General features: G+C 63.0%; 24 protein-coding genes. 21 read left to right on the plus strand and 3 right to left on the minus strand.

From position 1 onward, the window contains the following. Nucleotides 1-44: 44 nt before the first annotated feature. The 12 genes from fleN (at nucleotide 45) to ACYCCG_RS10050 (ending at nucleotide 10743) form a co-directional block, all read left to right on the plus strand. Nucleotides 45-878 (plus strand): flagellar synthesis regulator FleN, encoded by an 834-nt coding sequence (gene fleN, locus ACYCCG_RS09995; RefSeq protein WP_021785193.1) that lies wholly within the window; start codon nucleotides 45-47, stop codon nucleotides 876-878. After that, the gene (gene fliA / locus ACYCCG_RS10000; RefSeq protein WP_003254406.1) at nucleotides 875-1615 is read left to right on the plus strand and encodes an RNA polymerase sigma factor FliA; all 741 of its coding nucleotides are present in this window, start codon (nucleotides 875-877) and stop codon (nucleotides 1613-1615) included. The genes fleN and fliA overlap by 4 nt, the downstream gene beginning before the upstream one ends. Nucleotides 1616-1722: 107 nt before the next feature. Then, nucleotides 1723-2097, plus strand: coding sequence for a chemotaxis response regulator CheY (locus ACYCCG_RS10005; protein ID WP_010955070.1), 375 nt, complete (start codon nucleotides 1723-1725; stop codon nucleotides 2095-2097). A gap of 22 nt (nucleotides 2098-2119) precedes the next feature. Further along, entirely contained in the window at nucleotides 2120-2908 is a 789-nt protein-coding gene (locus ACYCCG_RS10010; RefSeq protein WP_176685414.1) for a protein phosphatase CheZ, read from the plus strand. A 12-nt stretch (nucleotides 2909-2920) separates the two neighbouring features. Further along, on the plus strand, nucleotides 2921-5164 hold the full coding sequence (locus tag ACYCCG_RS10015; protein WP_176685415.1) for a chemotaxis protein CheA: 2244 nt from the start codon (nucleotides 2921-2923) through the stop codon (nucleotides 5162-5164). A 45-nt stretch (nucleotides 5165-5209) separates the two neighbouring features. Next, the gene (locus tag ACYCCG_RS10020; RefSeq protein ID WP_021785198.1) at nucleotides 5210-6322 is read left to right on the plus strand and encodes a protein-glutamate methylesterase/protein-glutamine glutaminase; all 1113 of its coding nucleotides are present in this window, start codon (nucleotides 5210-5212) and stop codon (nucleotides 6320-6322) included. After that, nucleotides 6322-7062, plus strand: coding sequence for a flagellar motor protein (locus ACYCCG_RS10025; RefSeq protein WP_003254399.1), 741 nt, complete (start codon nucleotides 6322-6324; stop codon nucleotides 7060-7062). The genes ACYCCG_RS10020 and ACYCCG_RS10025 overlap by 1 nt, the downstream gene beginning before the upstream one ends. Before the next feature lie 3 nt (nucleotides 7063-7065). Next, nucleotides 7066-7923 (plus strand): flagellar motor protein MotD, encoded by an 858-nt coding sequence (gene motD, locus ACYCCG_RS10030; protein ID WP_209967355.1) that lies wholly within the window; start codon nucleotides 7066-7068, stop codon nucleotides 7921-7923. 223 nt (nucleotides 7924-8146) lie between these two features. Continuing rightward, nucleotides 8147-8935, plus strand: a complete 789-nt coding sequence (locus ACYCCG_RS10035) for a ParA family protein (RefSeq protein ID WP_176685418.1) — start codon at nucleotides 8147-8149, stop codon at nucleotides 8933-8935. Continuing rightward, on the plus strand, nucleotides 8935-9825 hold the full coding sequence (locus tag ACYCCG_RS10040; protein ID WP_392461851.1) for a CheW domain-containing protein: 891 nt from the start codon (nucleotides 8935-8937) through the stop codon (nucleotides 9823-9825). The genes ACYCCG_RS10035 and ACYCCG_RS10040 overlap by 1 nt, the downstream gene beginning before the upstream one ends. A 41-nt stretch (nucleotides 9826-9866) precedes the next feature. Then, on the plus strand, nucleotides 9867-10346 hold the full coding sequence (locus ACYCCG_RS10045) for a chemotaxis protein CheW (protein ID WP_003254393.1): 480 nt from the start codon (nucleotides 9867-9869) through the stop codon (nucleotides 10344-10346). A 1-nt stretch (nucleotide 10347) separates the two neighbouring features. Then, nucleotides 10348-10743, plus strand: coding sequence for a DUF2802 domain-containing protein (locus ACYCCG_RS10050; protein ID WP_010955062.1), 396 nt, complete (start codon nucleotides 10348-10350; stop codon nucleotides 10741-10743). Between the two features lie 115 nt (nucleotides 10744-10858). Here the strand turns inward: ACYCCG_RS10050 and ACYCCG_RS10055 are convergent, their stop codons facing one another. The 3 genes from ACYCCG_RS10055 to fliK all read right to left on the minus strand — a co-directional run bounded on the left by ACYCCG_RS10055 (nucleotide 10859) and on the right by fliK (nucleotide 15529). Further along, on the minus strand, nucleotides 10859-13570 hold the full coding sequence (locus ACYCCG_RS10055; protein WP_209967352.1) for a dermonecrotic toxin domain-containing protein: 2712 nt from the start codon (nucleotides 13568-13570) through the stop codon (nucleotides 10859-10861). Between the two features lie 67 nt (nucleotides 13571-13637). Then, nucleotides 13638-13976 (minus strand): EscU/YscU/HrcU family type III secretion system export apparatus switch protein, encoded by a 339-nt coding sequence (locus ACYCCG_RS10060; RefSeq protein ID WP_176685421.1) that lies wholly within the window; start codon nucleotides 13974-13976, stop codon nucleotides 13638-13640. Next, a complete protein-coding gene (gene fliK / locus ACYCCG_RS10065) occupies nucleotides 13973-15529 on the minus strand; it encodes a flagellar hook-length control protein FliK (RefSeq protein ID WP_209967350.1) in 1557 nt (518 codons plus the stop codon). The genes ACYCCG_RS10060 and fliK overlap by 4 nt, the downstream gene beginning before the upstream one ends. Nucleotides 15530-15796: 267 nt before the next feature. Here fliK and ccmA point away from each other — a divergent pair, with 267 nt between their 5' ends. Genes ccmA through ccmI form a run of 9 tightly spaced genes read left to right on the plus strand, consistent with a single transcriptional unit; the run spans nucleotide 15797 to nucleotide 22713 of the window. Further along, nucleotides 15797-16429, plus strand: coding sequence for a cytochrome c biogenesis heme-transporting ATPase CcmA (gene ccmA, locus ACYCCG_RS10070; RefSeq protein ID WP_176685423.1), 633 nt, complete (start codon nucleotides 15797-15799; stop codon nucleotides 16427-16429). Beyond that, nucleotides 16426-17094, plus strand: coding sequence for a heme exporter protein CcmB (gene ccmB / locus ACYCCG_RS10075; protein ID WP_012051653.1), 669 nt, complete (start codon nucleotides 16426-16428; stop codon nucleotides 17092-17094). Before ccmA ends, ccmB begins: the two co-directional genes overlap by 4 nt. Before the next feature lie 46 nt (nucleotides 17095-17140). Next, nucleotides 17141-17908 carry a heme ABC transporter permease gene (locus ACYCCG_RS10080; RefSeq protein WP_010955058.1) on the plus strand — a complete coding sequence of 256 codons (768 nt, stop codon included), beginning with the start codon at nucleotides 17141-17143 and terminating at the stop codon, nucleotides 17906-17908. After that, nucleotides 17905-18081, plus strand: coding sequence for a heme exporter protein CcmD (gene ccmD, locus ACYCCG_RS10085; RefSeq protein WP_003254380.1), 177 nt, complete (start codon nucleotides 17905-17907; stop codon nucleotides 18079-18081). Before ACYCCG_RS10080 ends, ccmD begins: the two co-directional genes overlap by 4 nt. Then, nucleotides 18078-18533, plus strand: coding sequence for a cytochrome c maturation protein CcmE (ccmE, locus tag ACYCCG_RS10090; protein WP_176685424.1), 456 nt, complete (start codon nucleotides 18078-18080; stop codon nucleotides 18531-18533). The genes ccmD and ccmE overlap by 4 nt, the downstream gene beginning before the upstream one ends. Next, complete coding sequence (locus ACYCCG_RS10095; RefSeq protein WP_176685425.1) at nucleotides 18530-20518, plus strand: heme lyase CcmF/NrfE family subunit; 1989 nt, start codon at nucleotides 18530-18532, stop codon at nucleotides 20516-20518. Before ccmE ends, ACYCCG_RS10095 begins: the two co-directional genes overlap by 4 nt. Then, a complete protein-coding gene (locus tag ACYCCG_RS10100; protein ID WP_209967349.1) occupies nucleotides 20515-21051 on the plus strand; it encodes a DsbE family thiol:disulfide interchange protein in 537 nt (178 codons plus the stop codon). The genes ACYCCG_RS10095 and ACYCCG_RS10100 overlap by 4 nt, the downstream gene beginning before the upstream one ends. Beyond that, the gene (locus tag ACYCCG_RS10105) at nucleotides 21048-21524 is read left to right on the plus strand and encodes a cytochrome c-type biogenesis protein (protein ID WP_209967347.1); all 477 of its coding nucleotides are present in this window, start codon (nucleotides 21048-21050) and stop codon (nucleotides 21522-21524) included. Before ACYCCG_RS10100 ends, ACYCCG_RS10105 begins: the two co-directional genes overlap by 4 nt. Beyond that, nucleotides 21517-22713: a c-type cytochrome biogenesis protein CcmI gene (gene ccmI, locus ACYCCG_RS10110; RefSeq protein WP_392515335.1), complete on the plus strand. Its 1197-nt coding sequence runs from the start codon at nucleotides 21517-21519 to the stop codon at nucleotides 22711-22713. The genes ACYCCG_RS10105 and ccmI overlap by 8 nt, the downstream gene beginning before the upstream one ends. The last annotated feature ends 4 nt before the right edge of the window (nucleotides 22714-22717 follow it).

The following is a 22717-nucleotide window of genomic DNA, read 5'->3' on the forward strand; positions in this document are numbered from 1 at the left end:
CTACGTGTGGCCTGAGTCCCAGCGAGACAAGGTAAAGAACAGACATGGGTAGCATGCATCCCGTACAGGTGATCGCCGTGACCGGTGGCAAAGGTGGCGTCGGCAAGACTAACGTTTCAGTGAACTTGTCCCTGGCGCTGGCCGAGCTTGGCCGCAGGGTCATGTTACTGGACGCCGACCTGGGCCTGGCCAATGTCGACGTGTTGCTGGGCCTTGCCCCCAAACGTACCCTCGCCGATGTCATCGAAGGGCGTTGCGAGCTGCGTGACGTGATGCTGCAGGGCCCTGGTGGTGTGCGCATCGTGCCGGCAGCCTCGGGCACCCAGAGCATGGTGCACCTGGCCCCGGCCCAGCACGCCGGGCTGATCCAGGCGTTCAGCGAAATCGGTGACAACCTCGATGTGTTGGTGATCGATACTGCTGCGGGTATTGGTGACTCGGTGGTCAGCTTCGTTCGTGCCGCCCAGGAAGTGCTGTTGGTGGTGTGTGATGAACCTACCTCGATTACCGATGCCTACGCGTTGATCAAGCTGCTCAACCGCGACTACGGCATGAACCGTTTCCGTGTCTTGGCCAACATGGCGCAGAGCCCGCAGGAAGGGCGTAACCTGTTTGCCAAGCTGACCAAGGTCACCGATCGCTTCCTTGACGTTGCCCTGCAGTACGTGGGTGCCGTGCCTTACGACGAATGCGTGCGCAAGGCGGTGCAGAAGCAGCGTGCCGTCTACGAAGCCTTCCCCCGCTCCAAGTGTGCACTGGCCTTCAAGGCGATTGCGCAGAAGGTCGACAGCTGGCCGCTGCCGGCCAACCCGCGCGGTCATCTGGAGTTCTTTGTCGAGCGCTTGGTGCAACCCACCAGCGCGGGACCCGTACTATGAACGCCAGCGGTTTCAAGATGTACAGCCGGGCGGCGAAGGATGCCCAGTACGAGCTGATCGAACGCTACGCCCCGCTGGTCAAGCGCATCGCCTACCACCTGTTGGCCCGCTTGCCGGCCAACGTACAGGTCGAGGACCTGATCCAGGCCGGCATGATCGGCCTGCTGGAAGTGGCCAACAAATACGACGCCAGCAAGGGCGCCAGCTTTGAGACTTACGCGGGTATCCGCATCCGCGGCGCCATGCTGGACGAAGTGCGCAAAGGTGACTGGGCACCGCGTTCGGTGCACCGCAACACTCGTATGGTCAGTGATGCCATGCGTGCAGTAGAAGCCAGAACAGGCCGTGACGCTAAAGATCATGAAGTTGCTGCCGAACTCCAATTGAGTCTCGATGATTACTACGGGATCTTGAACGATACCCTGGGCAGCCGCCTGTTCAGCTTCGACGACCTGTTGCAGGATGGCGAGCACGAAGGGCTGCATGAGGATGGCGCCAGTGGCCAGGTCGAACCTGCGCGCGGGCTGGAGGAGGAGCGCTTCCAGGCTGCCCTGACCGAGGCTATCGCCAACCTGCCGGAGCGTGAGCGTCTGGTGCTGGCGCTGTACTACGACGAAGAGCTGAACCTCAAGGAGATCGGTGAGGTGCTGGGGGTCAGCGAGTCGCGGGTCAGCCAGTTGCACAGTCAGTGTGCCGCGCGCCTGCGCAGCCGCCTGGGGGAATGGCGGGCGCGTTGAGCCCGCTGTCGTTGCAGTCGTTTTCCACGTTGTACCGAATTGAATGAGTGCGTGCTCGGTAGGCCGAGCGCGTTTGAGACTGCTTGGAGGTCTAATTGGACAAGAACATGAAAATCCTCATCGTTGACGACTTTTCGACGATGCGGCGGATCATCAAGAACCTGTTGCGTGACCTGGGTTTCACCAACACCGATGAAGCCGATGACGGCACCACGGCGTTGCCAATGCTGGAAAACGGTCACTACGACTTCCTGGTGACCGACTGGAACATGCCGGGCATGTCCGGCATCGACCTGCTGCGTAAAGTGCGTGCCAGCGACAAGCTGAAAAGCATGCCGGTGTTGATGGTGACCGCTGAAGCCAAGCGCGACCAGATCATTGAAGCGGCCCAAGCCGGCGTCAATGGTTATGTGGTCAAGCCGTTCACCGCTCAGGTGCTCAAAGAGAAGATCGAGAAGATCTTCGAACGCGTCAACGGCTGAGTCACGTTACGGGGGGCGCGTCATGGATTCATCACAAACGTCTTTGGGCGAGTTCGAATCGACCCTGAAGAAGCATGCCCAGGAGTTGGTCGAAAGCCTGGAGCGGGGCCGTTTCGGCGAGGCGGTGCAACTGATTCACGAGTTGAACCAGACCCGCGACCGCGGCCTGTATCAGGAAGTCGGCAAGCTGACTCGCGAGTTGCACAGCGCCATCGTCAGTTTCCAGATCGACCCCACCATGCCGCAGGCAGAAGAGGTGTCGCAGATCACCGACGCCACCGAGCGCCTGTCTTACGTGGTCAAGCTCACCGAAGGCGCGGCCAACCGCACCATGGACCTGGTCGAGGAAAGCACACCAGTGCTCAATGAGCTGGCCAGCGAGGCCAAGGCCCTGAGCACCGACTGGCAGCGCTTCATGCGCCGCGAAGTGGCTGCGCCGGAATTTCGTGATCTGGTCAAGCGAGTCGACAGTTTCCTGACGCATAGCGCTGAGGGTAACCGCAAGGTTTCCGGGCACCTCAATGACATTTTGCTGGCCCAGGACTATCAGGACCTGACCGGCCAGGTGATCAAGCGCGTCACCACACTGGTGACCGAGGTGGAAAGCAACCTGCTCAAGCTGGTGCTGATGGCCAGCCAGGTCGACCGCTTTGCCGGTATAAACCATGATCACGATCAATTGCGTGCAGAAAAAGATCGAGAAAAACATCCGACTCGGGGTGAAGGTCCGCAGATTCATGCCGATAAGCGTGAAGACGTCGTGTCCGGTCAGGACGATGTCGATGATCTGCTGTCCAGCCTTGGTTTTTAAGGAGCACGTTTGATGAGCTTCGGCGCCGATGAAGAAATCCTCCAGGATTTCCTGGTAGAAGCCGGCGAAATTCTTGAGCAATTGTCCGAGCAACTGGTCGAGCTGGAAAGCCGGCCTGACGATGCCGACCTGCTCAATGCGATCTTTCGCGGTTTCCACACTGTAAAAGGGGGCGCCGGCTTCCTTCAGCTGAACGAGCTGGTGGAGTGCTGCCATATCGCCGAGAACGTGTTCGACGTCCTGCGCAAAGGTGAGCGCCGGGTCGATGCGGAACTGATGGATGTGGTGCTCGAGGCACTGGATACGGTCAACAGCATGTTTGGCCAGGTGCGCGAGCGTGCTGAAGTGACGCCGGCCACCCCCGAGCTGCTGGCAGCGTTGGCGCGCCTGGCCGAACCTGGCGCAGCCGAAGCTGTTGCAGCGCCGCCGCCGGCCCCGGTTGCCGACGTGGCGGTTGCGGCTCCTGCCGAGGCCGAAGAGCAGCACCAGGACATCACTGACAGCGAGTTTGAGCAGTTGCTCGATTCGCTCGATGCGGTCAAGGCGCAAGCAGCGGCCGACGAGCAGATGCAGGGCGAGACTGTCAGTGGCGCTGGTGATGAAATCACCGACGCCGAGTTCGAGTCGCTGCTGGACCAGTTGCACGGCAAGGGCCAGTTCAGTGTCGAGGTTGCGGCGCCGCCGGTTGCCGTCAGCAGCGAAGCGACCAGTGATGAGATCACCGACGCCGAATTCGAATCGCTGCTCGACCAACTGCATGGCAAGGGCACCTTCCAGGTCGATGCCTTGCCAGCCGCCCAGACACCAGCACCTGCCGTGCCAGACAGCAGCGCAGCCAGCGATGAAATCAGCGAGCACGAATTCGAAGCCCTGCTGGACCAGTTGCACGGCAAGGGCAAGTTCGGTGGCGATGTTGCCGCTGTAGAAGCCCCGGCTGCTGCCCAGGCGCAAGCGCCGGCTGCCGCCAAGGCCGAAAGCCAGCCGGTGGCCAAGCCAGCCGCCGCGCCAGCGCCTTCGCCGGCCAGCAAACCTGCCGCGGCGCCTCGCGCGCCAGCCCCGGCCGCCGAAAAGCATGCCGCCAGCGAAGCAGAAACCACGGTGCGCGTCGATACCGCGCGCCTGGACGAGATCATGAACATGGTCGGCGAGCTGGTGCTGGTGCGTAACCGCCTGGTGCGCCTGGGCCTGAACAGCGGCGACGAGGCCATGTCCAAGGCCGTGTCCAACCTCGACGTGGTCACCGCCGACCTGCAGACTGCGGTGATGAAAACCCGCATGCAGCCGATCAAGAAAGTCTTCGGCCGCTTCCCGCGCCTGGTGCGCGACCTGGCGCGCCAGCTGAAGAAAGAGATCAACCTGGAGCTGGTCGGCGAAGAGACCGACCTTGACAAGAACCTCGTAGAAGCCTTGGCCGACCCGCTGGTGCACTTGGTGCGCAATGCTGTCGACCACGGTATCGAGATGCCCGCCGAGCGTGAAGCTTCTGGCAAGGCGCGTACCGGCCGCGTAGTGCTATCGGCCGAACAGGAAGGTGACCACATCCTGCTGTCGATCTCGGACGACGGCAAGGGCATGGACCCGAACATCCTGCGTGCCAAGGCCGTGGAAAAGGGCCTGATGGACAAGGACGCCGCGGAGCGCCTGAGCGAGTCGGACTGCTACAACCTGATCTTCGCCCCGGGCTTCTCGACCAAGACCGAGATTTCCGATGTGTCCGGGCGTGGCGTGGGCATGGACGTGGTGAAAACCAAGATCTCCCAGCTCAACGGCTCGATCAACATTTTCTCGGCCAAGGGCCAGGGCTCCAAGATCGTCATCAAGGTGCCGCTGACCTTGGCGATCATGCCCACCCTGATGGTGATGCTGGGCAACCAGGCGTTTGCCTTCCCGCTGGTCAACGTCAACGAGATCTTCCACCTCGACCTGTCGCGCACCAACGTGGTCGACGGCCAGGAAGTGGTGATCGTGCGCGACAAGGCGCTGCCGCTGTTCTACCTAAAGCGCTGGCTGGTCCAGGGCCAGGTGCACGAAGAACAGCACGAGGGCCACGTGGTGATTCTGTCGGTCGGCACCCAGCGCATCGGCTTTGTCGTCGACCAACTGGTTGGCCAGGAAGAAGTGGTCATCAAGCCACTGGGCAAGATGCTGCAGGGCACCCCGGGCATGTCCGGGGCCACCATTACCGGCGACGGTCGCATCGCGTTGATTCTCGACGTTCCGAGCATGCTCAAGCGTTACGCCGCGCGGCGTATTTGATTTCGGTGGCGCGCCCTGCGGGTTGCGCCGCCTAATGGAGTGTTTATGGCAGTCAAGGTCCTGGTGGTGGATGATTCTGGTTTCTTCCGCCGCCGTGTCTCGGAAATCCTCTCGGCGGATCCAACGATCCAGGTAGTGGGAACCGCGACCAACGGCAAGGAAGCAATCGACCAGGCGCTGGCGCTCAAGCCCGATGTCATCACCATGGACTACGAAATGCCCATGATGGATGGCATTACCGCAGTGCGGCACATCATGCAGCGCTGCCCGACGCCCGTGTTGATGTTCTCGTCGCTGACCCACGAAGGCGCCCGGGTCACCCTCGACGCGCTGGATGCCGGCGCAGTGGACTACCTGCCGAAAAATTTCGAGGACATCTCGCGCAACCCTGACAAGGTCAAGCAACTGCTGTGCGAGAAGGTGCACACCATTTCGCGCAGCAACCGCCGGATCGGCAGCTACGCGCGAACGGCGCCGGTCGCCGCGCCAGCGCCGGCCAGCACCTTCACCAGCCAGGCGCAGGCGCGCCCGGCTGCGCCTGCCCGTGCAGCGGCCCCGACAGCGGCGGCCTCGCAGTCGCCGGCACCCAAGCGCAAGCCCTATAAACTGGTGGCCATCGGTACCTCCACGGGGGGGCCAGTGGCGTTGCAGCGGGTACTGACCCAATTGCCAGCCAATTTCCCGGCGCCGATCGTGCTGATCCAGCACATGCCGGCGGCCTTCACCAAAGCGTTTGCCGAACGCCTGGACAAGCTGTGCCGCATCAGCGTCAAGGAAGCCGAAGACGGCGACATGCTGCGCCCGGGCCTGGCCCTGCTGGCCCCCGGTGGCAAGCAGATGATGATCGATGGCCGTGGTACGGTGAAGATCCTGCCCGGCGACGAGCGTCTGAACTACAAACCCTGCGTGGACATCACCTTCGGTTCGGCGGCCAAGTCGTATGGTGACAAGGTGTTGTCGGTAGTGCTCACCGGCATGGGCGCCGATGGCCGCGAAGGCGCGCGCCTGCTCAAGCAGGGGGGCAGCACAGTGTGGGCCCAGGATGAAGCCAGCTGCGTGATTTATGGCATGCCCATGGCCATCGTCAAGGCCAATTTGGCTGATGCCGTGTACAGCCTGGACGAAATCGGCAAGCACCTGGTGGAGGCGTGCGTCTGATGGACGTCCTCAGCCTGATCGGTTTGATCCTGGCTTTCGTTGCCATCGTCGGTGGCAACTTCCTTGAAGGTGGTCATGTCGGTGCTCTGGTCAATGGCCCGGCGGCTCTGATTGTACTGGGTGGCACTCTGGCGGCGGCGCTGTTGCAGTCGCCGCTGTCGTCGTTCAAGCGTGCCTTGCAGATTTTGCGTTGGATCCTGTTTCCTCCACGGGTCGACCTGGCGGGCGGCATCGACCGCGTGGTGAACTGGAGCCTGACCGCTCGCAAAGAAGGCCTGCTCGGCCTGGAAGGGGTAGCGGACAGCGAACCCGACCCGTATGCGCGCAAGGGCCTGCAACTGCTGGTGGACGGCGCCGAGCCGGAAGCCATCCGCAGCATCCTAGAGGTCGACTTCCTTACCCAGGAAGGCCGTGACATCCAGGCAGCCAAGGTATTCGAAAGCATGGGCGGCTATGCGCCGACCATCGGCATCATCGGTGCGGTCATGGGCCTTATCCACGTGATGGGCAATCTGGCCGACCCGTCGCAACTGGGCAATGGCATTGCCGTGGCCTTTGTCGCCACCATTTACGGTGTGGCCAGTGCCAACCTTGTGCTATTGCCGGTTGCCAGCAAGCTCAAGGCCATCGTCATGCGCCAGTCGCGCTACCGCGAAATGCTGCTCGAAGGCCTGCTGTCGATTGCCGAAGGTGAAAACCCGCGCTCGATCGAGCTGAAGCTGCAAGGCTTCATGGAGTAACCCATGCGTCGCCGTCGTCATACCGAGGAACACGAAAACCACGAGCGCTGGCTGGTGTCGTACGCCGACTTCATCACGTTGCTGTTCGCCTTCTTCGTGGTGATGTATTCGATTTCCTCGATCAACGAGGGTAAGTACAAGGTTATTTCTCAGGCCTTGCTCGGGGTCTTCAACGACCCCGAGCGCAGTATGAAACCGATCCCGATTGGCGATGAGCAGCCGCTGAGCGTGCGTCCGGCCGAACCGCTGGTCAAAGACAGCGAGCAGACCGAAGCGGGCCTGGCGGCGACCAATGCCGACCCGTTGAAAACCATCAGCAATGACGTGCGCGATGCCTTTGGCGACCTGATCAAAAGCGACCAGATGACTGTGCGCGGTAACGAGCTGTGGGTCGAGATCGAGCTCAATTCGTCGCTGCTGTTTGGCAGTGGTGATGCGATGCCCAGTGACAAGGCGTTTGCGATCATCGAGAAGGTGGCCAACATCCTCAAGCCGTTCGCCAACCCGGTGCACGTCGAAGGCTTCACCGACAACCTGCCGATCCGCACCGCGCAGTACCCCACCAACTGGGAGTTGTCCTCGGCGCGCGCGGCCAGCATCGTGCGGCTGCTGGCCATGGAGGGCGTCAACCCGGCGCGCATGGCTTCGGTGGGCTACGGCGAGTACCAGCCGGTGGCCAGCAACGATACCGCCGAAGGGCGCGCACGCAATCGTCGGGTGGTGCTGGTGATTTCCCGTAACCTGGAAGTGCGTCGCAGCCTGACAGGCTCGGGCAGCGCCAATGCCACACCGGATGCCGCATTGCGCCGGGCTGGCACACAAAGTGCACCAGCAACGCCAGCAACAGTGGCGGGGCAGTGATTCGTCAATTCCCCGTCGCTGATACGAACACGATTTTGAATGTGCCGCCGTCCCCTGTGGGGGCGGGCATGCCCGCGAAGCCAGCGACTCGGTGAATGGCACCGGCTGCGCCGGTATTCGCGGGCTTGCCCGCTCCCACAGAGGGGCGTGCAAGCTTTGAAGTTTTGCGCATGACAGTTGTATCTACAGTGTCCCTGCCAAATCAATGGATAGAGTTTGCTTGATGAGAGTCTGGGCAGTAGCCAATCAAAAAGGTGGCGTCGGCAAGACCACCACTACCATTGCCCTGGCCGGCCTGCTGGCCGAGGCCGGCAAGCGCGTGGTCGTCGTCGACCTCGATCCGCACGGCTCGATGACCAGCTACTTCGGGCATAACCCGGATGCCCTGGAGCACAGCTGCTACGACCTGTTCCTGCACAAGGGGGCGGTGCCCGAAGGCTTGCCCGGGCAACTGCTGCTGCCCACCAGCGATGAGCGCATTTCGCTGTTGCCGTCGAGTACCGCGCTGGCGGTGCTGGAGCGCCAGTCACCAGGGCAGAATGGCCTGGGCCTGGTAATCGCCAAGAGTCTGGCGCAACTGTGGCAGGATTTCGACTATGCCTTGATCGACAGCCCACCCTTGCTGGGTGTGCTGATGGTCAATGCCCTGGCCGCCAGCCAGCAGCTGGTGATCCCGGTACAAACCGAATTCCTCGCGGTGAAGGGCCTGGAGCGCATGGTCGGCACCTTGGCCATGGTCAACCGTTCGCGCAAGCAGGCGCTGCCGTACCAGATCGTGCCAACCCTGTTCGACCGTCGTACCCAGGCGTCGCTGGGCACCCTCAAGCTGCTACGTGACACTTACGGGCAGCATGTATGGCAGGGTTACATTCCGGTGGATACGCGCCTGCGCGATGCCAGTCGCAAGGGCGTCACGCCCTCGCAGTTCGACAGCAAGAGCCGTGGGTTGATCGCCTACAGGGCGTTGCTCAAGCACCTGCTCACCTACAAGAACGCAGTGCAGGTGGCCTGATGACTCAAACCCGGCAAACCAGCACCCGACCCCAGATGGCCCTGCAATCGTACCTGGACGGCCTGCTGCAGGAGGCCACCGAGGCCGAAGACCAGAGCGAGCCGCCGGCAGTGGCGGATGAGTTCGCCGAGGCGGTGCGCGAGGAGCAGGCACGCGATGCCCGGCAGCCGGCCCGGCCTGAGCCCGCCGAAGCCGCCGCCAGCCTTGCCCGGCCGTTCGCCGAGCCCCGGCTGGCGGTACTGCCCAGCGTGATGCCGGTGCAAGCCCCGGTGGTGGCGGTGGTCGAGCAGGAGATCGTGGCCGAAGCCACCATTCCGGTACTGGTCGAAGAGCAAACCGTGGAACCGGCTGTGCCGCTGGTCGATGTGTATCTGCCGGCGCCCAACCTGCCCGTGCCTCCGGCCACTGTAGAGGGTCGTCCGGCGTGGGCGGCCGAGCCGTTCGAGTGCCTGCTGTTCGATGTTGCCGGCTTGACCCTGGCGGTGCCGTTGGTGTGCCTGGGCTCGATCTACACCCTGGCTGGCCAGGAACTGACGCCACTGTTCGGCCAGCCCGACTGGTTCCTCGGCATCCTGACCTGCCAGGCTGGCAACCTGAAGGTGCTGGACACTGCGCGTTGGGTAATGCCCGACCGTTACCGCGATGATTTTCGCCAGGGCCTGCAGTACGTGATTTCGGTGCAGGGCTACGAATGGGGGCTGGCGGTGCATCAGGTCAGCCGTTCGCTGCGCCTGGACCCGTCGGAGATCAAGTGGCGCAGCCAGCGTGGCCAGCGCCCGTGGCTGGCCGGTACCGTAATCGAACACATGTGTGCACTGCTCGACGTCGCCGCACTGGCCGAGCTGATCGCCAGCGGTGCGGTCAAGCAGATGCACGCCAACCAGAAATGACACAGAACATACCGCCAACGGCGGATTTTGAGGGTAGGGGAATGAAAAAGTCGTCTGCACAAGGTTCCGAAGATCCGATCCTGCAGTGGGTTACCTTCCGTCTGGACAACGAGTCCTACGGCATCAATGTGATGCAGGTGCAGGAAGTACTGCGCTACACCGAGATCGCCCCGGTGCCGGGCGCGCCGAGCTACGTGCTGGGCATCATCAACTTGCGCGGTAACGTGGTGACGGTGATCGACACGCGTCAGCGTTTTGGCCTGATGCCGACCGAAGTGACCGACAACACCCGTATCGTCATCATCGAAGCCGACAAGCAAGTGGTCGGCATTCTGGTCGACAGCGTGGCCGAAGTGGTTTACCTGCGCCAGTCCGAAATCGAGACTGCGCCGAACGTGGGTAACGAAGAGTCGGCCAAGTTCATTCAGGGCGTGTGCAACAAGAATGGCGAGCTGCTGATCCTGGTCGAACTGGACAAGATGATGACCGAGGAAGAGTGGTCCGAGCTGGAGAACATCTGAGTTGATCCTAGAGGTTGCTGTCATCTTCCTGGCGCTGGCCTGGGCGCTGAGCCTGTGGTTTTTTCTCAACTACAGCAAGCGCCAGCGCGAGCTGGCTGCGCAGCAGGCCGAGGGCGATGCGCTGCGTGACCAGCGCATCAAGGACTTGGCCAAGCGTCTGGATGACTACCAGAACGGCACTGTGCGCATGGGGGAGGCCATCCATGAGCTGCGTGCGGCGGTGGCCACCCTGCCGGACCGGCTGGAGCGCCTCGAACAGCGCGACCCGAGCAACGTTACCTTCAGCCAGGCGGCCAAGCTGGTGGGGATGGGGGCGAGTATCGATGAGTTGACCCAGAGCTGCGGCCTGACCCAGGCCGAGGCGGAGTTGATGAGCAAGGTGTACCGGGCTCCTTGAGTGGGGCTGGCAGGTATCCTTGGCAGCAGGTTCGTCGCCTGGGAAATCGAGCGACGTCCACGCGACGCTCGATCTGAAAGGTGCCGCCGGGCCCGTTCGGTACCCGCTGTTCATTTCAGTTGCGAACCCAGGAATGGTTGCCGCCGACGCCGGCGAATCGGTTCAGTGGCAGCAGTTGCCTCAGGGCTGTATTGGCTTGCGAAGGGTCGATGAATGGATAGGTGTTGACGCGTGGCATGGTGTGCAGGTTGATGATCTGGCGCAGGGTCCGCAGCCCGGGTAGATGGCGATCGACCACTTCGGTGAGCAGCGCCGGCCCGGTGAGATAGCTGAGCGTATTGGCATAGCGGTAGAAACCGCTCGGGTCCTGTTCCAGGCTCGGTCGGCTTTCGTAGAAGTCTGCATGGGTCTGGAAACGTGCGAGCATTTCATCGGAGATTGCATCCAGCAGCGGGTTGCCTGGGTGGCTACCCATGAGGCTGGTGTTGTACAGGCAATTCATGCTCATTTTCTCGTTGGACATCGGCGGAGGCAGCAGCAGCCCATCGGGTGGGGTGCGCAACTCGACCTGATCGATCGTTTCGCCCTTGCCGTCCGGCAGCAGGAAATCGTCTACGTCCATGTATAGCCCGCCCTCATGGTGCAGCATCCGGTAGCGCAGCACATCGGTCGCAGACGCGTAATTGGTGGCGATGCCACCGTTGCCATCCAGCGCTGCCTCGTACTGTGCGTAATAGCGGCTCTGGCGGAAGGCCCGGAAGAAGCCTTGCTCTTCTAGCGGCAATACCTGCAGCCCTGGCGCCCGGGCTGCCAATAGTCTTGCGTTCTGTTCGTAGGCGGTAGGCGAAGCCTTCGACAGAAACAGGCGCATGCTGTATTCACTGTCGCTCAGGCGCGCGGCGTTGGCGGCAAGGTTGGCCAGCAATGGCTCGCTTATGACTTTGTCGCCGACCCAGAGGCTGGAGATAAGTTTGGGGATGGGAGCGCTGTCCGGCGCCGGTGTCGGAATGTTTACTGGCAGTGGCAGGTCCACACCCAGCGCGCGCAAGGTGCGGGTGCGCATGGCGTCGGTGACTGGGCGCTGCCTGTCGAGCGCGACAAGGTCACGGCTGCCAGGTACTGCGATGTAGGCTTGCGGCTCGACCTCGTTGACGGTTTCCTTGATGATGAATGCGTCGCGCTCCAGGTCATAGACCACGCGTGCATTGTAGGTTTCGATGCTGCATTCCAGGTCGTCCAGTTCGCCATCGTAGTGGGGCAAGCGAATCACCGCGCCGGCAACAGCCGGGTCGCCTTCGTCAAGCGGTGTAATCGGCTCGTGGTTGTGGAAATACTCCACGCCTTCTGGCTCGGGAAGCCGTGGTGGACGGATCGGGCTCAGCGGGTAGCCGAGCTGCCCGTTGACCTCGCGCGGCATGACAAAACCATCGCTTTTGAACTCGAACAGGGCCTTGATGCCTGCCGTGCCCTCCGTTGCCAGCGGTACGGCGTTGAACAGCCCCCAGGCGATGTCGCCAACCCCGTCCTGTTTGGCTTTCAGGCTGTGGCCGTTGATCACCTGATCCAGGCCCAGGCCCAACTGGGCAATGCCACCGACTGCCAGCAATGGCGCCAGCCCCGGCACCACCAGGCACAGTGGCGCCAGCAGGTTGAGCGTGTTGGTGAGGTAGCCTCGCCATCTGGCTTTGGTAACCTGGCTATCGGTGGTGATGACAAAATCGGCATCGTCGTAGCTGCGCTGGCGCTGGCGCTCGGTCAGGGCTGCGAACATATCCCCGGTCAGTTTGGGGTTGTATTTGCCAGGTTTGTAGTTCACGTAGGTTCTAGGGGGCCAGACACCATCATCGTTGAAATAACCATGTTCAGGCGGCAGCCGGTGCCGGTTTGGATAGTCGCCAAGGCCCTCTAGCGCGGTGTCCAGGCCGCTGAAATCGAGGCCCTGAGGACGGTCGGCGAGCCTGAAATGTTGTTTGAGTGCCTCGCGTCGGGCGGGGTCCTTGCACTGATCGCCCACCCAGTCCTTGAGCAGGTTTTCGCTGGCGAATTCGAGCAAGGGTGAGCTGTTGCCTGGCATGTACAGCAGGGTCAGATCGCTGTCGGGGGCATTGATGTACAGCAGGTCGGTGGCCGCGTAGCCATAGATGCTCAGTGTGCTCACCCTTACCTTGCGCCGCCGCGGCATCAGGCCAGCGGCTTGCCATGCCAGCGTTCTGGCGGCATCGCTCAGGCTGCCTCGGCTGACCTGGGCGTTGCAGGCGGCGATGAAATTGATCTTGCTGGCCAGGCGGTGACTGTACTGATGCTCCTGCCAGTAAGCGTCGAGCATGGCTTTGAACGGCTGGTGAAAGTCCAGCGCTTCTATGAACCGCTGGAAGGCTTCAGCCGGAACCTGAACGTGGGTCGAAGCATCGTAGCGGGCGGGGGACGATCGCTGGAACAGGCCGTTATACACCTCGAAGGCCGCGCCCTGATGGCCAAAGCCCAGCGTTGGCAGGCGATCGACCAGCTTCAACGGCCCTTGGGGGAAGGTGCCTGCCCAAGGGTTGGTGAACAGTGCTCCGATGAGGTTGTTATCGGACTCCCCTTGCCAGTTGCCCAGCAGCGCCTGGGTCATGCTCTGGGTCTGCTGGACCGCTGCCACATAGCCTTGCTCATCCAGCCGGTAGTGCAGGGTGACCACATCGACGCGATCGGGGTCGATATGCACACCTTGCCCGGCGAGCCACTGCCGGATCAAGCGATTGGCTTCGCGGTCCGGGCGTGGGATGTTGGCCAGATGGTCTACTACGAACTGCACACCTTGGGCGTTGATTCTGCTGTCGATCATGACGGTCACCTTGTACGTGGGAGACCGACAAGGTTGGGCGCATGGTGGGGGAGGGGGTGGTAGATAGTTACCGGCCAGTTCCGGGCAGGAGGGGTAATGGCGGGGTGATATCGTGCTCTTCCGGAGGCGCATCATCGAAACCCGCAGGTACCTTGCCGCGCAGTTGCCAGGCGAAGGCGATGATCTCGGCAATGGTCAGGTACAGCGCCTCGGGTATTTGATCGCCCAGCTCCAGCCGCGCCAGCAGGCGCACCAGCTCGGCGTTTTCGTAGATCGGCACTTCGTGTTCGCGGGCGAGCGCAAGGATGGCCTCGGCCAGTTCCCCGTCGCCCTTGGCGGTGAGGGTCGGTGCCTGATGGCCGTCGTAGTTCAGCGCTATGGCTTGGCGTGGTGTCGTGTGGCTCATGCGGTTTCGTCCACCCAGCGTTGTTCCATTCGTGTGCGTGGCCCCAGCGGCGGAATGCCCGGGTAGCACTCCAGGTCGCCGACTTCCAGGCCCCGGGCCAGCAGGCGCTCGCGCAGCGCGCCGAGCTGGGTGTCGATCAAGCGCGCGGTCTGCTCGCGCTCCGCCCATAGCTGCCCACTCAAACGGCCCTGGCTCAGTTGCGCCTGTACTTGCAGGGGGCCGAGCGGGGACAGGTCAAAGGCCAGCTCGATGCGCCACAGGGCTTGCCGAGGGTCTTGGGCTTTATATTGGCGGTCGGCTTGTTGTTGCGGGGTTTCTTCGCGTTGCAGTTTGACTTGCAGCGGGATGAACTCCTGGCCGTGGCGGATCGGCACTTCGGTTTGCCAGGTGGTCTGCAGGTTGCCGTTCTCCAGCGTGCCGGTCTGTTGCAGGCTGCTCATGGCGTGGCTCTGCAAGCGTGAAACGGCAGCAGCAGCCAGGCGCAGCAACTGTTGCAGGTCGCCTTCGTCCTCCATGGCCTTGAGCAGGCGCGACGGTAACGGGAACGCCCCCGGCTGCGGCTTGGGGCTGACCCGCTCGAGCATGCCCAGTGCACTGCGCGCCAGTGCCGGCATGGTCACGGCCAGGCTGGCGGGGTTGAGATTGGTGGCGCCCGCCGGAAGGGCAGGGGCCTGGTCCATCAGCCGCAGCAAATGCGCCTTGAGGTCGGTGGCGATGCTGGCGGTGGACCCACTCAGCAGCTTCGCTTCGAGAAAGCTGCCGCTGTTGTTCAGGGCCTGGGCCACTGCCTTGGCGTCGCCCAGTTGTCGGGCGTCCGGCAGGCCGGCCAGCAGGCGTTCGGCGCTGGCGCGCAGGTCGCCATCGACGCCTGGGTCGCGGGTGAGCTGTTGCAGGGCGTTGAGCAGGCCGGGTAGCGAGGCTTGGCGGTTTTGCTGGGTCAGCAGCTGTTGGGCAATGCTGAGTTGGTCCTGCCTGCCGCTGAGTGGCACGAAGCGCAATGACTGGTCGCCCTGCACCAGGGCGCTGAGCAGGCTGCCAATGGCCAGTGGACGCGGGCTGTCGATGCTCAGTGTGGCACCGGCCTGGGCGCTGTTGAGCAAGCTGACCAGCGCTCGGTACACGGCCGGTTGGCCGGGTTCCTGGGCCAGCGGCTGGTTGGTCAGGACCTTGCCTTGCAACAAGGTGCCGACCGGCACCTTGCTGGTGTCCAGCTGGGTGAGGGTGGCGACCTGGCTGGCGCTGGCCTGTTGCAGCATGATCGCCAGGCGATTGCTTTCGGTCTGGCTGACGGTGATCTGGCTGCCTTGGGGCAGCGGCTGGCTGGCGTTGGCCTGTAGCTGGGTCTGTATGCCGTTGGCCTGCATCAGCCGTAGCACCAACTGAAAGTCCTGGCCGGTCTGGCGCAACGATACGACCTCGGCTTGCGCGGTTTCGCCAGGGGCCAGTAGACCGGGCTGCGCCTGGATCAGGCGCAGCAGTTCGCCGGTCATGCCTGCCTTCATGGCTTGGCTGTTGATCGCGTTTTGTGCGCCGAGACTATTGATTTCAGTCATGATTGTATACAACCTGTCGAGCCCGGCCTCTTGGCAGCGCGGCGGCGCGTGTAATAATGCCGAGCGCCCGTGGTTGCCAGTATAACGGCAGCGCGCGGGGCGACTTGAGACACAAGGGCTTTGGAGCGGTGTTGGCTGCTTCGCGGGTGAACCCGCTCCTACAGGGTTCTGTGCGGTATCCGAGTACTGCGCCGAACCTGTAGGAGCGGGTTCACCCGCGAAACAGGCGACGCCGCGCCAAAGCCCTACTAAAGATAAGGCGAAACCGTGACCCTTCACCTCCAAGCCGCGGGCCTGGCCTGCGAGCGCGACTGGCGCCTGCTGTTCGAGCAGCTCGATTTCGAGCTGGGCGCCGGCGACATGCTGCAGATCAGTGGCCCCAACGGCAGTGGCAAGACCAGCCTGTTGCGCTTGCTGGCCGGGCTGATGCAGCCGACGGCCGGGCAGATTCTGCTGGGTGGCAAGCCCTTGGCCGAGCAGCGCCATGCCCTGGCCAGCGCACTGCTGTGGATCGGCCACGCCGCTGGTATCAAGGACTTGCTCACCGCCGAGGAAAACCTCACCTGGCTGTGCGCCCTGCACCAGCCGGCCAGCCGCGAGGCGATCTGGGCGGCGCTGGAGGCTGTCGGCCTGCGCGGTTTCGAAGACGTTCCCTGCCATACCCTGTCAGCCGGTCAGCAGCGCCGTGTGGCCCTGGCCCGGCTGCACCTGGCTAGTCCGCCGCTCTGGATTCTCGACGAGCCGTTCACCGCGCTCGACAAGCAAGGCGTGGCGCAGCTTGAAGCGCACCTGGCAGCCCACTGCGAGCAGGGCGGCACGGTGGTGCTGACGACTCACCACACACTGGAACGCAAGCCCTCCGGTTATCGAGAACTGAACCTGGGGCAATGGGCTGCATGAGCGTATTCATTTTGTTGCTGCGCCGCGAAGCGCGCCTGCTGTTCCGTCGCCCCGCCGAACTGGCCAACCCGTTGGTGTTCTTCGCCATCGTCGTGGCCATGTTCCCGCTGGCGGTCGGCCCGGAAAGCCAATTGTTGCAAACCTTGTCGCCCGGCCTGGTCTGGGTGGCAGCGTTGCTGGCCGTGTTGTTGTCGCTGGACGGCCTGTTCCGCAGCGATTTCGAAGACGGCTCGCTGGAGCAGTGGGTGCTGTCGCCGCACCCACTGGCGCTGCTGGTGCTGGCCAAGGTGCTGGCGCACTGGATCTTTTCCGGGCTGGCGCTGGTATTGTTGGCGCCACTGCTGGCACTGATGCTGGGGCTGCCAAGCCATTGCCTGCCGGTGCTACTCGGTTCGCTGCTGCTGGGTACGCCGGTATTGAGCTTGCTGGGCGCGGTGGGCGCGGCGCTGACAGTCGGCCTTAAACGCGGAGGTTTGTTACTGGCGTTGCTGATTCTGCCGTTGTATATCCCTGTATTGATCCTGGGCAGTGGTGCGTTGCAAGCGGCGTTGCAAAATATGCCGGCAACCGGCCATCTGCTCTGGCTCGCCAGTCTGACGGCCCTGGCCGTTACCCTGGCACCCTTTGCGATAGCGGCCGGCCTGAAGATCAGCGTCGGCGAATAACGAGTCCCGGGCTCTCAAGCCCGGCAAATACCCTGGATGTACCCTGATGAAAATAAGCTGGACGTGGTTCCACAAGCTGGGCTCCCCGAAATGGTTCTATGCCATCAGCGGCCGCATGCTGCCGTGGCTGGCCGGTGCTGCCGTGCTCCTGCTGCTGGTCGGCATCACCTGGGGCCTGGCCTTCGCCCCCCAGGACTACCAGCAGGGCAACAGCTTCCGCATCATCTATATCCATGTGCCGGCGGCGATGCTGGCGCAGTCCTGCTATGTGCTGCTGGCGGTGGCCGGGGTGGTGGGGCTGGTGTGGAAGATGAAACTGGCCGACGTCGCCCTGCAATGTGCCGCACCCATCGGCGCCTGGATGACCGCCGTGGCGCTGGTTACCGGCGCCATCTGGGGCAAGCCGACCTGGGGCAGCTGGTGGGTGTGGGATGCCCGCCTTACGTCCATGCTCATCCTGCTGTTCCTGTACTTCGGCATTATTGCGCTGGGCCAGGCGATCAGTAATCGTGACAGTGCGGCCAAGGCCTGTGCGGTGCTTGCGATTGTCGGTGTGGTGAATATCCCGATCATCAAGTATTCGGTGGAGTGGTGGAACACCCTGCACCAGGGCGCCACCTTCACCCTTACCGAAAAGCCGGCGATGCCGGCCGAAATGTGGCTGCCGCTGTTGTGCACGGCGCTGGGTTTCTACTGCTTTTTCGGTGCGGTGCTGTTGCTGCGTATGCGCCTTGAAGTGCTCAAGCGCGAAGCACGTGCCAGTTGGGTCAGGGACGAAGTATTGAACAGCCTGGGGCGGAGGGCCGCACAATGAGCTTTGCCACTTTCGGTGACTTTCTCGCCATGGGCCACCATGGCCTGTACGTGTGGTCGGCCTATGGCATCTGCCTGGCGGTGCTGGCGCTGAACGTTGGTGCGCCACTGCTGGCCCGTCGTCGCTATTTGCAAGAAGAGGCGCGCCGTTTGCGCCGGGAGAACAACCAGTGAATCCGCAGCGCAAGAAACGCCTGTTGCTCATCGTCGGCCTGCTGGTCGGCGTCGGGGTTGCCGTCGGCTTTGCCTTGAGCGCATTGCAGCAGAACATCAACCTGTTCTATACACCGACCCAGATCGCCAACGGCGAAGCGCCGCTGGACACGCGCATTCGCGCTGGCGGCATGGTCGAGAAAGGCTCGGTTCAGCGCTCGGCCGACTCGTTGGACGTGCGTTTCGTGGTTACCGACTTCAACAAGTCGGTACCCATCACCTACCGCGGCATCCTCCCCGATCTATTCCGCGAAGGGCAGGGCATCGTCGCCCTTGGCAAGCTCAACGGCGAAGGTGTGGTGGTAGCCGATGAAGTGCTGGCCAAGCACGACGAGAAATACATGCCGCCCGAGGTCACCAAGGCGTTGAAGGAAAGCGGCCAGGCCGCTACCGGCGTAGAGGCCAAGCCATGAACGCCGCACTGGTAATTCCCGAACTGGGCCAGTTGGCGATGATTCTGGCGATCTGCTTTGCCGTCGTGCAGGCCAGTGTGCCGCTGCTTGGCGCGTGGCGTGGCGACAGCCTGTGGATGAGCCTGGCGCGGCCGGCAGCGTGGGGGCAGTTCGTCTTCCTGGCGTTTGCCTTTGCCTGCCTGACCCATGCCTTCATGACAGACAACTTCTCGGTCGCCTATGTGGCCAGCAACTCCAACAGCGCCTTGCCCTGGTACTACAAGTTCAGTGCGGTGTGGGGCGCCCATGAGGGTTCGCTGCTGCTTTGGGCGCTGATCCTCGGCGGTTGGACCTTTGCTGTGTCGGTGTTCTCCCGGCAGTTGCCGCAGGTGATGCTGGCCCGCGTACTGGCGGTAATGGGCATGATCAGCGTGGGCTTCCTGAGCTTCCTGATCATTACTTCCAACCCGTTCCAGCGCCTGCTGCCGCAGGTGCCGACTGATGGCCGTGACCTCAACCCGCTGCTGCAGGACTTTGGCCTGATCGTTCACCCACCCATGCTCTACATGGGCTACGTGGGCTTTTCGGTGGCCTTCGCCTTCGCCATCGCCGCCTTGCTGGGCGGCCGGCTGGACGCTGCCTGGGCGCGCTGGTCGCGGCCGTGGACCATCGTCGCCTGGGCTTTTCTGGGTATTGGCATCACCTTGGGATCGTGGTGGGCCTATTACGAACTGGGCTGGGGTGGCTGGTGGTTCTGGGACCCGGTGGAAAACGCCTCGTTCATGCCTTGGCTGGTGGGCACGGCACTGATCCACTCGCTGGCGGTGACCGAGAAACGCGGGGTGTTCAAGAGCTGGACCGTGCTGCTGGCAATTGCCGCATTCTCGCTGAGCCTGCTGGGTACCTTCCTGGTGCGTTCCGGCGTGCTGACCTCGGTGCACGCGTTTGCCGCCGACCCGTCGCGCGGTATTTTCATCCTGTTTTTCCTGCTGTTCGTGGTCGGCGGGTCGCTCACGCTGTTCGCACTGCGTGCACCGGTGGTCAAGAGCCAGGTCGGTTTCGCCCTGTGGTCGCGTGAAACGCTGCTGCTGGCCAACAACCTGGTGCTGGTGGTGGCGGCTTCGATGATTCTGCTCGGTACCCTGTACCCGCTGGTGCTCGATGCCCTGACCGGTGCCAAGCTATCGGTCGGCCCGCCCTACTTCGACGCCTTGTTCCTGCCGTTGATGGCGCTGCTGATGGTGGTGATGAGCGTGGGCGTGGTGGTGCGCTGGAAGGACACCCCGGGCAAATGGCTGGCCAGCATGATGACCCCAGTGTTGATCGGCAGTGCCATCCTTGCTCCGGTTGCCGGCTTTATCGTCGACGACTTCGATTGGCCGACGCTGACGGCCTTCGCCCTGGCTTCTTGGGTAGTGCTTGGCGGGCTGCGTGACATTTTCGACAAGACCCGCCACAAGGGCCTGATCAAAGGCTTGCCGGGCCTGGGGCGCAGCTACTGGGGCATGCAACTGGCGCACTTGGGCCTGGCGGTGTGCGCGCTGGGCGTGGTGCTGTCCAGCAACAACAGCGCCGAACGCGACCTGCGCATGGCGCCGGGCGAAAGTGTGGAGCTGGGTGGCTACCACTTCCTGTTCCAGGGCGCCAAGCACTTCGAGGGGCCGAACTTCATCTCTGACAAGGGCACCATCGTGGTCAGCCGCGAGGGTCGTGAAGTGACCACACTGCACCCGGAGAAGCGCCTGTACACCGTGCAACAGTCGATGATGACCGAAGCGGGCATCGACGCCGGCTTTACCCGAGACCTGTACGTTGCGCTTGGTGAGCCACTGGAGAATGGCGCCTGGGCTGTGCGCGTACATATTAAGCCTTACGTTCGCTGGATCTGGCTGGGCGGTCTGCTGACCGGCCTGGGCGGGTTGCTGGCGGCCCTCGACCGGCGCTACCGCGTCAAGGTCAAGACCCGGGTGCGTGATGTCCTGGGCGTGTCTGGAGCAGCTGCATGAAGCGTTGGATCATGGTGGTGCCCCTTGCAGTGTTCCTGCTGGTGGCGGTGTTCCTCTACAAGGGGCTTTTCCTCAAGCCCGACGAGCTGCCTTCGGCAATGATCGGCAAACCGTTCCCGGTGTTTTCCCTGGCTTCGACACAGGGGGACCGCACCCTGACTCAGGCTGACTTGCAGGGTCGCCCGGCACTGGTCAATGTGTGGGCCACCTGGTGTCCATCATGCAAGGTCGAGCATCCGTACCTGAACCAGCTGGCACGGCAGGGTGTGGTGATCCATGGGGTCAACTACAAGGATGACAACGCCGCCGCGCAGAGGTGGCTGGCCGAGTTCCACAACCCCTACCAGCTGGATATTCGTGACGAGCAGGGCAGCCTGGGCCTGGACCTTGGGGTGTATGGGGCGCCGGAAACCTTCCTGATAGACGCCAAGGGCATCATCCGCTACAAGCACGTGGGTATCGTTGATGCCACGGTCTGGCGTGAACAACTGGCGCCGTTGTACCAGGGCCTGATCGACGAGGCCAAGCCATGAAGCGCTGGCTGGCAGCTGCGGTGCTGGGCATGAGCCTGGCCGGTGTGGCCAAGGCGGCTATCGACACCTACCAGTTTCGCGACGAGGCCGAGCGCGAGCGTTACCAACAGTTGACCAAGGAACTGCGCTGCCCCAAGTGCCAGAACCAGGATATTGCCGACTCCAACGCGCCGATTGCTGCCGACCTGCGCCGGGAAATCTTCCGCATGCTCGGCGAAGGCCAGAGCAACCAGCAGATCATCGACTTCATGGTCGATCGCTATGGCGACTTCGTGCGCTACAAGCCGGCGCTCAGCGCGCGTACCTGGCTGCTGTGGTTTGGCCCGGGGATCTTGCTGGCCGGTGGCTTCGTGGTGCTGGCGGTGATCGTGCGCCGGCGCCGTGCCACGGCCGTGCAAGGCACCGATGAGTTGTCTGCCGAAGAACGCGAGCGTCTCGCCAAACTGCTGGAAAAAGAACAGACCCATGATTGAATTCTGGCTTAGCGCGGGCCTTCTGCTGCTCGCTGCCCTCAGCTTTTTGCTGCTCCCGATCCTGCGTGGCCGCCGTCGCCAGCAGGAAGAAGACCGCACGGCCTTGAACGTGGCCCTTTACCAGGAACGCGTCGCCGAACTGGCGGCCCAGCAAGCCGCCGGTGTGCTCGATGAGGCGCAGATGGCCAAGGGCCGGGACGAGGCTGCCCGCGAGTTGCTGGCCGATACCGAAGGCGCCGAGGCCCCGCGCCAGGGGCATTTGGGCAAGGCGCTGCCGCTGCTGGCGGCAGTGCTGGTACCGCTGATGGCGCTGGGGCTGTACCTGCATTTTGGCGCGGCCGACAAGGTGGCGCTGACCCAGGAATTTGCCGAGGCACCCAAGTCGATGGATGAAATGACTACGCGCCTTGAGCGCGTGGTGCAGGCCCAGCCGGATTCGGCCGAGGCCATGTATTTCCTTGGCCGGGCCTACATGGCCGAGCAGCGCCCGGCCGATGCCGCGCGCACGTTCGAACGGGCCGTGGCCCTGGCTGGTCGTCAGCCCGAGCTGCTGGGGCAGTGGGCGCAGGCGCTGTACTTTGCCGCCAACAAGCAGTGGAGCCCGCAATTGCAGGCGCTGACTGACGAAGCGCTGAAGGCGGACCCTAACGAGGTGACCAGCCTGGGCCTGCGCGGTATTGCTGCGTTTGAAGGCGAGCGTTATCAGGAAGCCATCGACTACTGGAAGCGCTTGCTGGCGCAGTTGCCAGAAGGTGATGCATCGCGAGCGGCCCTGCAGGGTGGTATCGACCGCGCCGCCGAGCGCCTGGGTGGGGTGCCAGCAGAGGCGACCGAGCCTGCACCTGTGGCGGCTCGCCTGAAAGTGCGGGTGGAACTGGCGGCTGCCTTGAAGGACAAGGTCAAGCCGGACGACACGGTATTTATCTTCGCTCGCGCCAGCAATGGCCCGCCGATGCCACTGGCGGCCAAGCGGGTGACTGTGGCGCAGTTGCCGATCGAGGTGGAATTGTCTGACGCTGATGCGATGATGCCGCAGATGAAACTGTCGCAATTTGCCGAAGTCCAACTGGTTGCACGTGTTTCACGCGCGGGTCAGCCTACCCAGGGTGAGTGGATTGGCCGGGGTGCTCCGTTGCCTAGCGCCACCCAGGCTACCCAGCGCCTGACCATCGACACTCCAGACCAGTAAGAGA

Source organism: Pseudomonas sp. VEM90 (assembly GCF_054611535.1).

Bases quoted from the DNA above. Each gene is read 5' to 3' on its own strand.
- fleN (WP_021785193.1), top strand. From the start codon at position 45: ATGGGTAGCATGCATCCCGTACAGGTGATCGCCGTGACCGGTGGCAAA.
- fliA (WP_003254406.1), top strand. From the start codon at position 875: ATGAACGCCAGCGGTTTCAAGATGTACAGCCGGGCGGCGAAGGATGCC.
- ACYCCG_RS10005 (WP_010955070.1), top strand. From the start codon at position 1,723: ATGAAAATCCTCATCGTTGACGACTTTTCGACGATGCGGCGGATCATC.
- ACYCCG_RS10010 (WP_176685414.1), top strand. From the start codon at position 2,120: ATGGATTCATCACAAACGTCTTTGGGCGAGTTCGAATCGACCCTGAAG.
- ACYCCG_RS10015 (WP_176685415.1), top strand. From the start codon at position 2,921: ATGAGCTTCGGCGCCGATGAAGAAATCCTCCAGGATTTCCTGGTAGAA.
- ACYCCG_RS10020 (WP_021785198.1), top strand. From the start codon at position 5,210: ATGGCAGTCAAGGTCCTGGTGGTGGATGATTCTGGTTTCTTCCGCCGC.
- ACYCCG_RS10025 (WP_003254399.1), top strand. From the start codon at position 6,322: ATGGACGTCCTCAGCCTGATCGGTTTGATCCTGGCTTTCGTTGCCATC.
- motD (WP_209967355.1), top strand. From the start codon at position 7,066: ATGCGTCGCCGTCGTCATACCGAGGAACACGAAAACCACGAGCGCTGG.
- ACYCCG_RS10035 (WP_176685418.1), top strand. From the start codon at position 8,147: ATGAGAGTCTGGGCAGTAGCCAATCAAAAAGGTGGCGTCGGCAAGACC.
- ACYCCG_RS10040 (WP_392461851.1), top strand. From the start codon at position 8,935: ATGACTCAAACCCGGCAAACCAGCACCCGACCCCAGATGGCCCTGCAA.
- ACYCCG_RS10045 (WP_003254393.1), top strand. From the start codon at position 9,867: ATGAAAAAGTCGTCTGCACAAGGTTCCGAAGATCCGATCCTGCAGTGG.
- ACYCCG_RS10055 (WP_209967352.1), bottom strand. From the start codon at position 13,570: ATGATCGACAGCAGAATCAACGCCCAAGGTGTGCAGTTCGTAGTAGAC.
- ACYCCG_RS10060 (WP_176685421.1), bottom strand. From the start codon at position 13,976: ATGAGCCACACGACACCACGCCAAGCCATAGCGCTGAACTACGACGGC.
- fliK (WP_209967350.1), bottom strand. From the start codon at position 15,529: ATGACTGAAATCAATAGTCTCGGCGCACAAAACGCGATCAACAGCCAA.
- ccmB (WP_012051653.1), top strand. From the start codon at position 16,426: ATGAGCGTATTCATTTTGTTGCTGCGCCGCGAAGCGCGCCTGCTGTTC.
- ACYCCG_RS10080 (WP_010955058.1), top strand. From the start codon at position 17,141: ATGAAAATAAGCTGGACGTGGTTCCACAAGCTGGGCTCCCCGAAATGG.
- ccmD (WP_003254380.1), top strand. From the start codon at position 17,905: ATGAGCTTTGCCACTTTCGGTGACTTTCTCGCCATGGGCCACCATGGC.
- ACYCCG_RS10095 (WP_176685425.1), top strand. From the start codon at position 18,530: ATGAACGCCGCACTGGTAATTCCCGAACTGGGCCAGTTGGCGATGATT.
- ACYCCG_RS10100 (WP_209967349.1), top strand. From the start codon at position 20,515: ATGAAGCGTTGGATCATGGTGGTGCCCCTTGCAGTGTTCCTGCTGGTG.
- ACYCCG_RS10105 (WP_209967347.1), top strand. From the start codon at position 21,048: ATGAAGCGCTGGCTGGCAGCTGCGGTGCTGGGCATGAGCCTGGCCGGT.
- ccmI (WP_392515335.1), top strand. From the start codon at position 21,517: ATGATTGAATTCTGGCTTAGCGCGGGCCTTCTGCTGCTCGCTGCCCTC.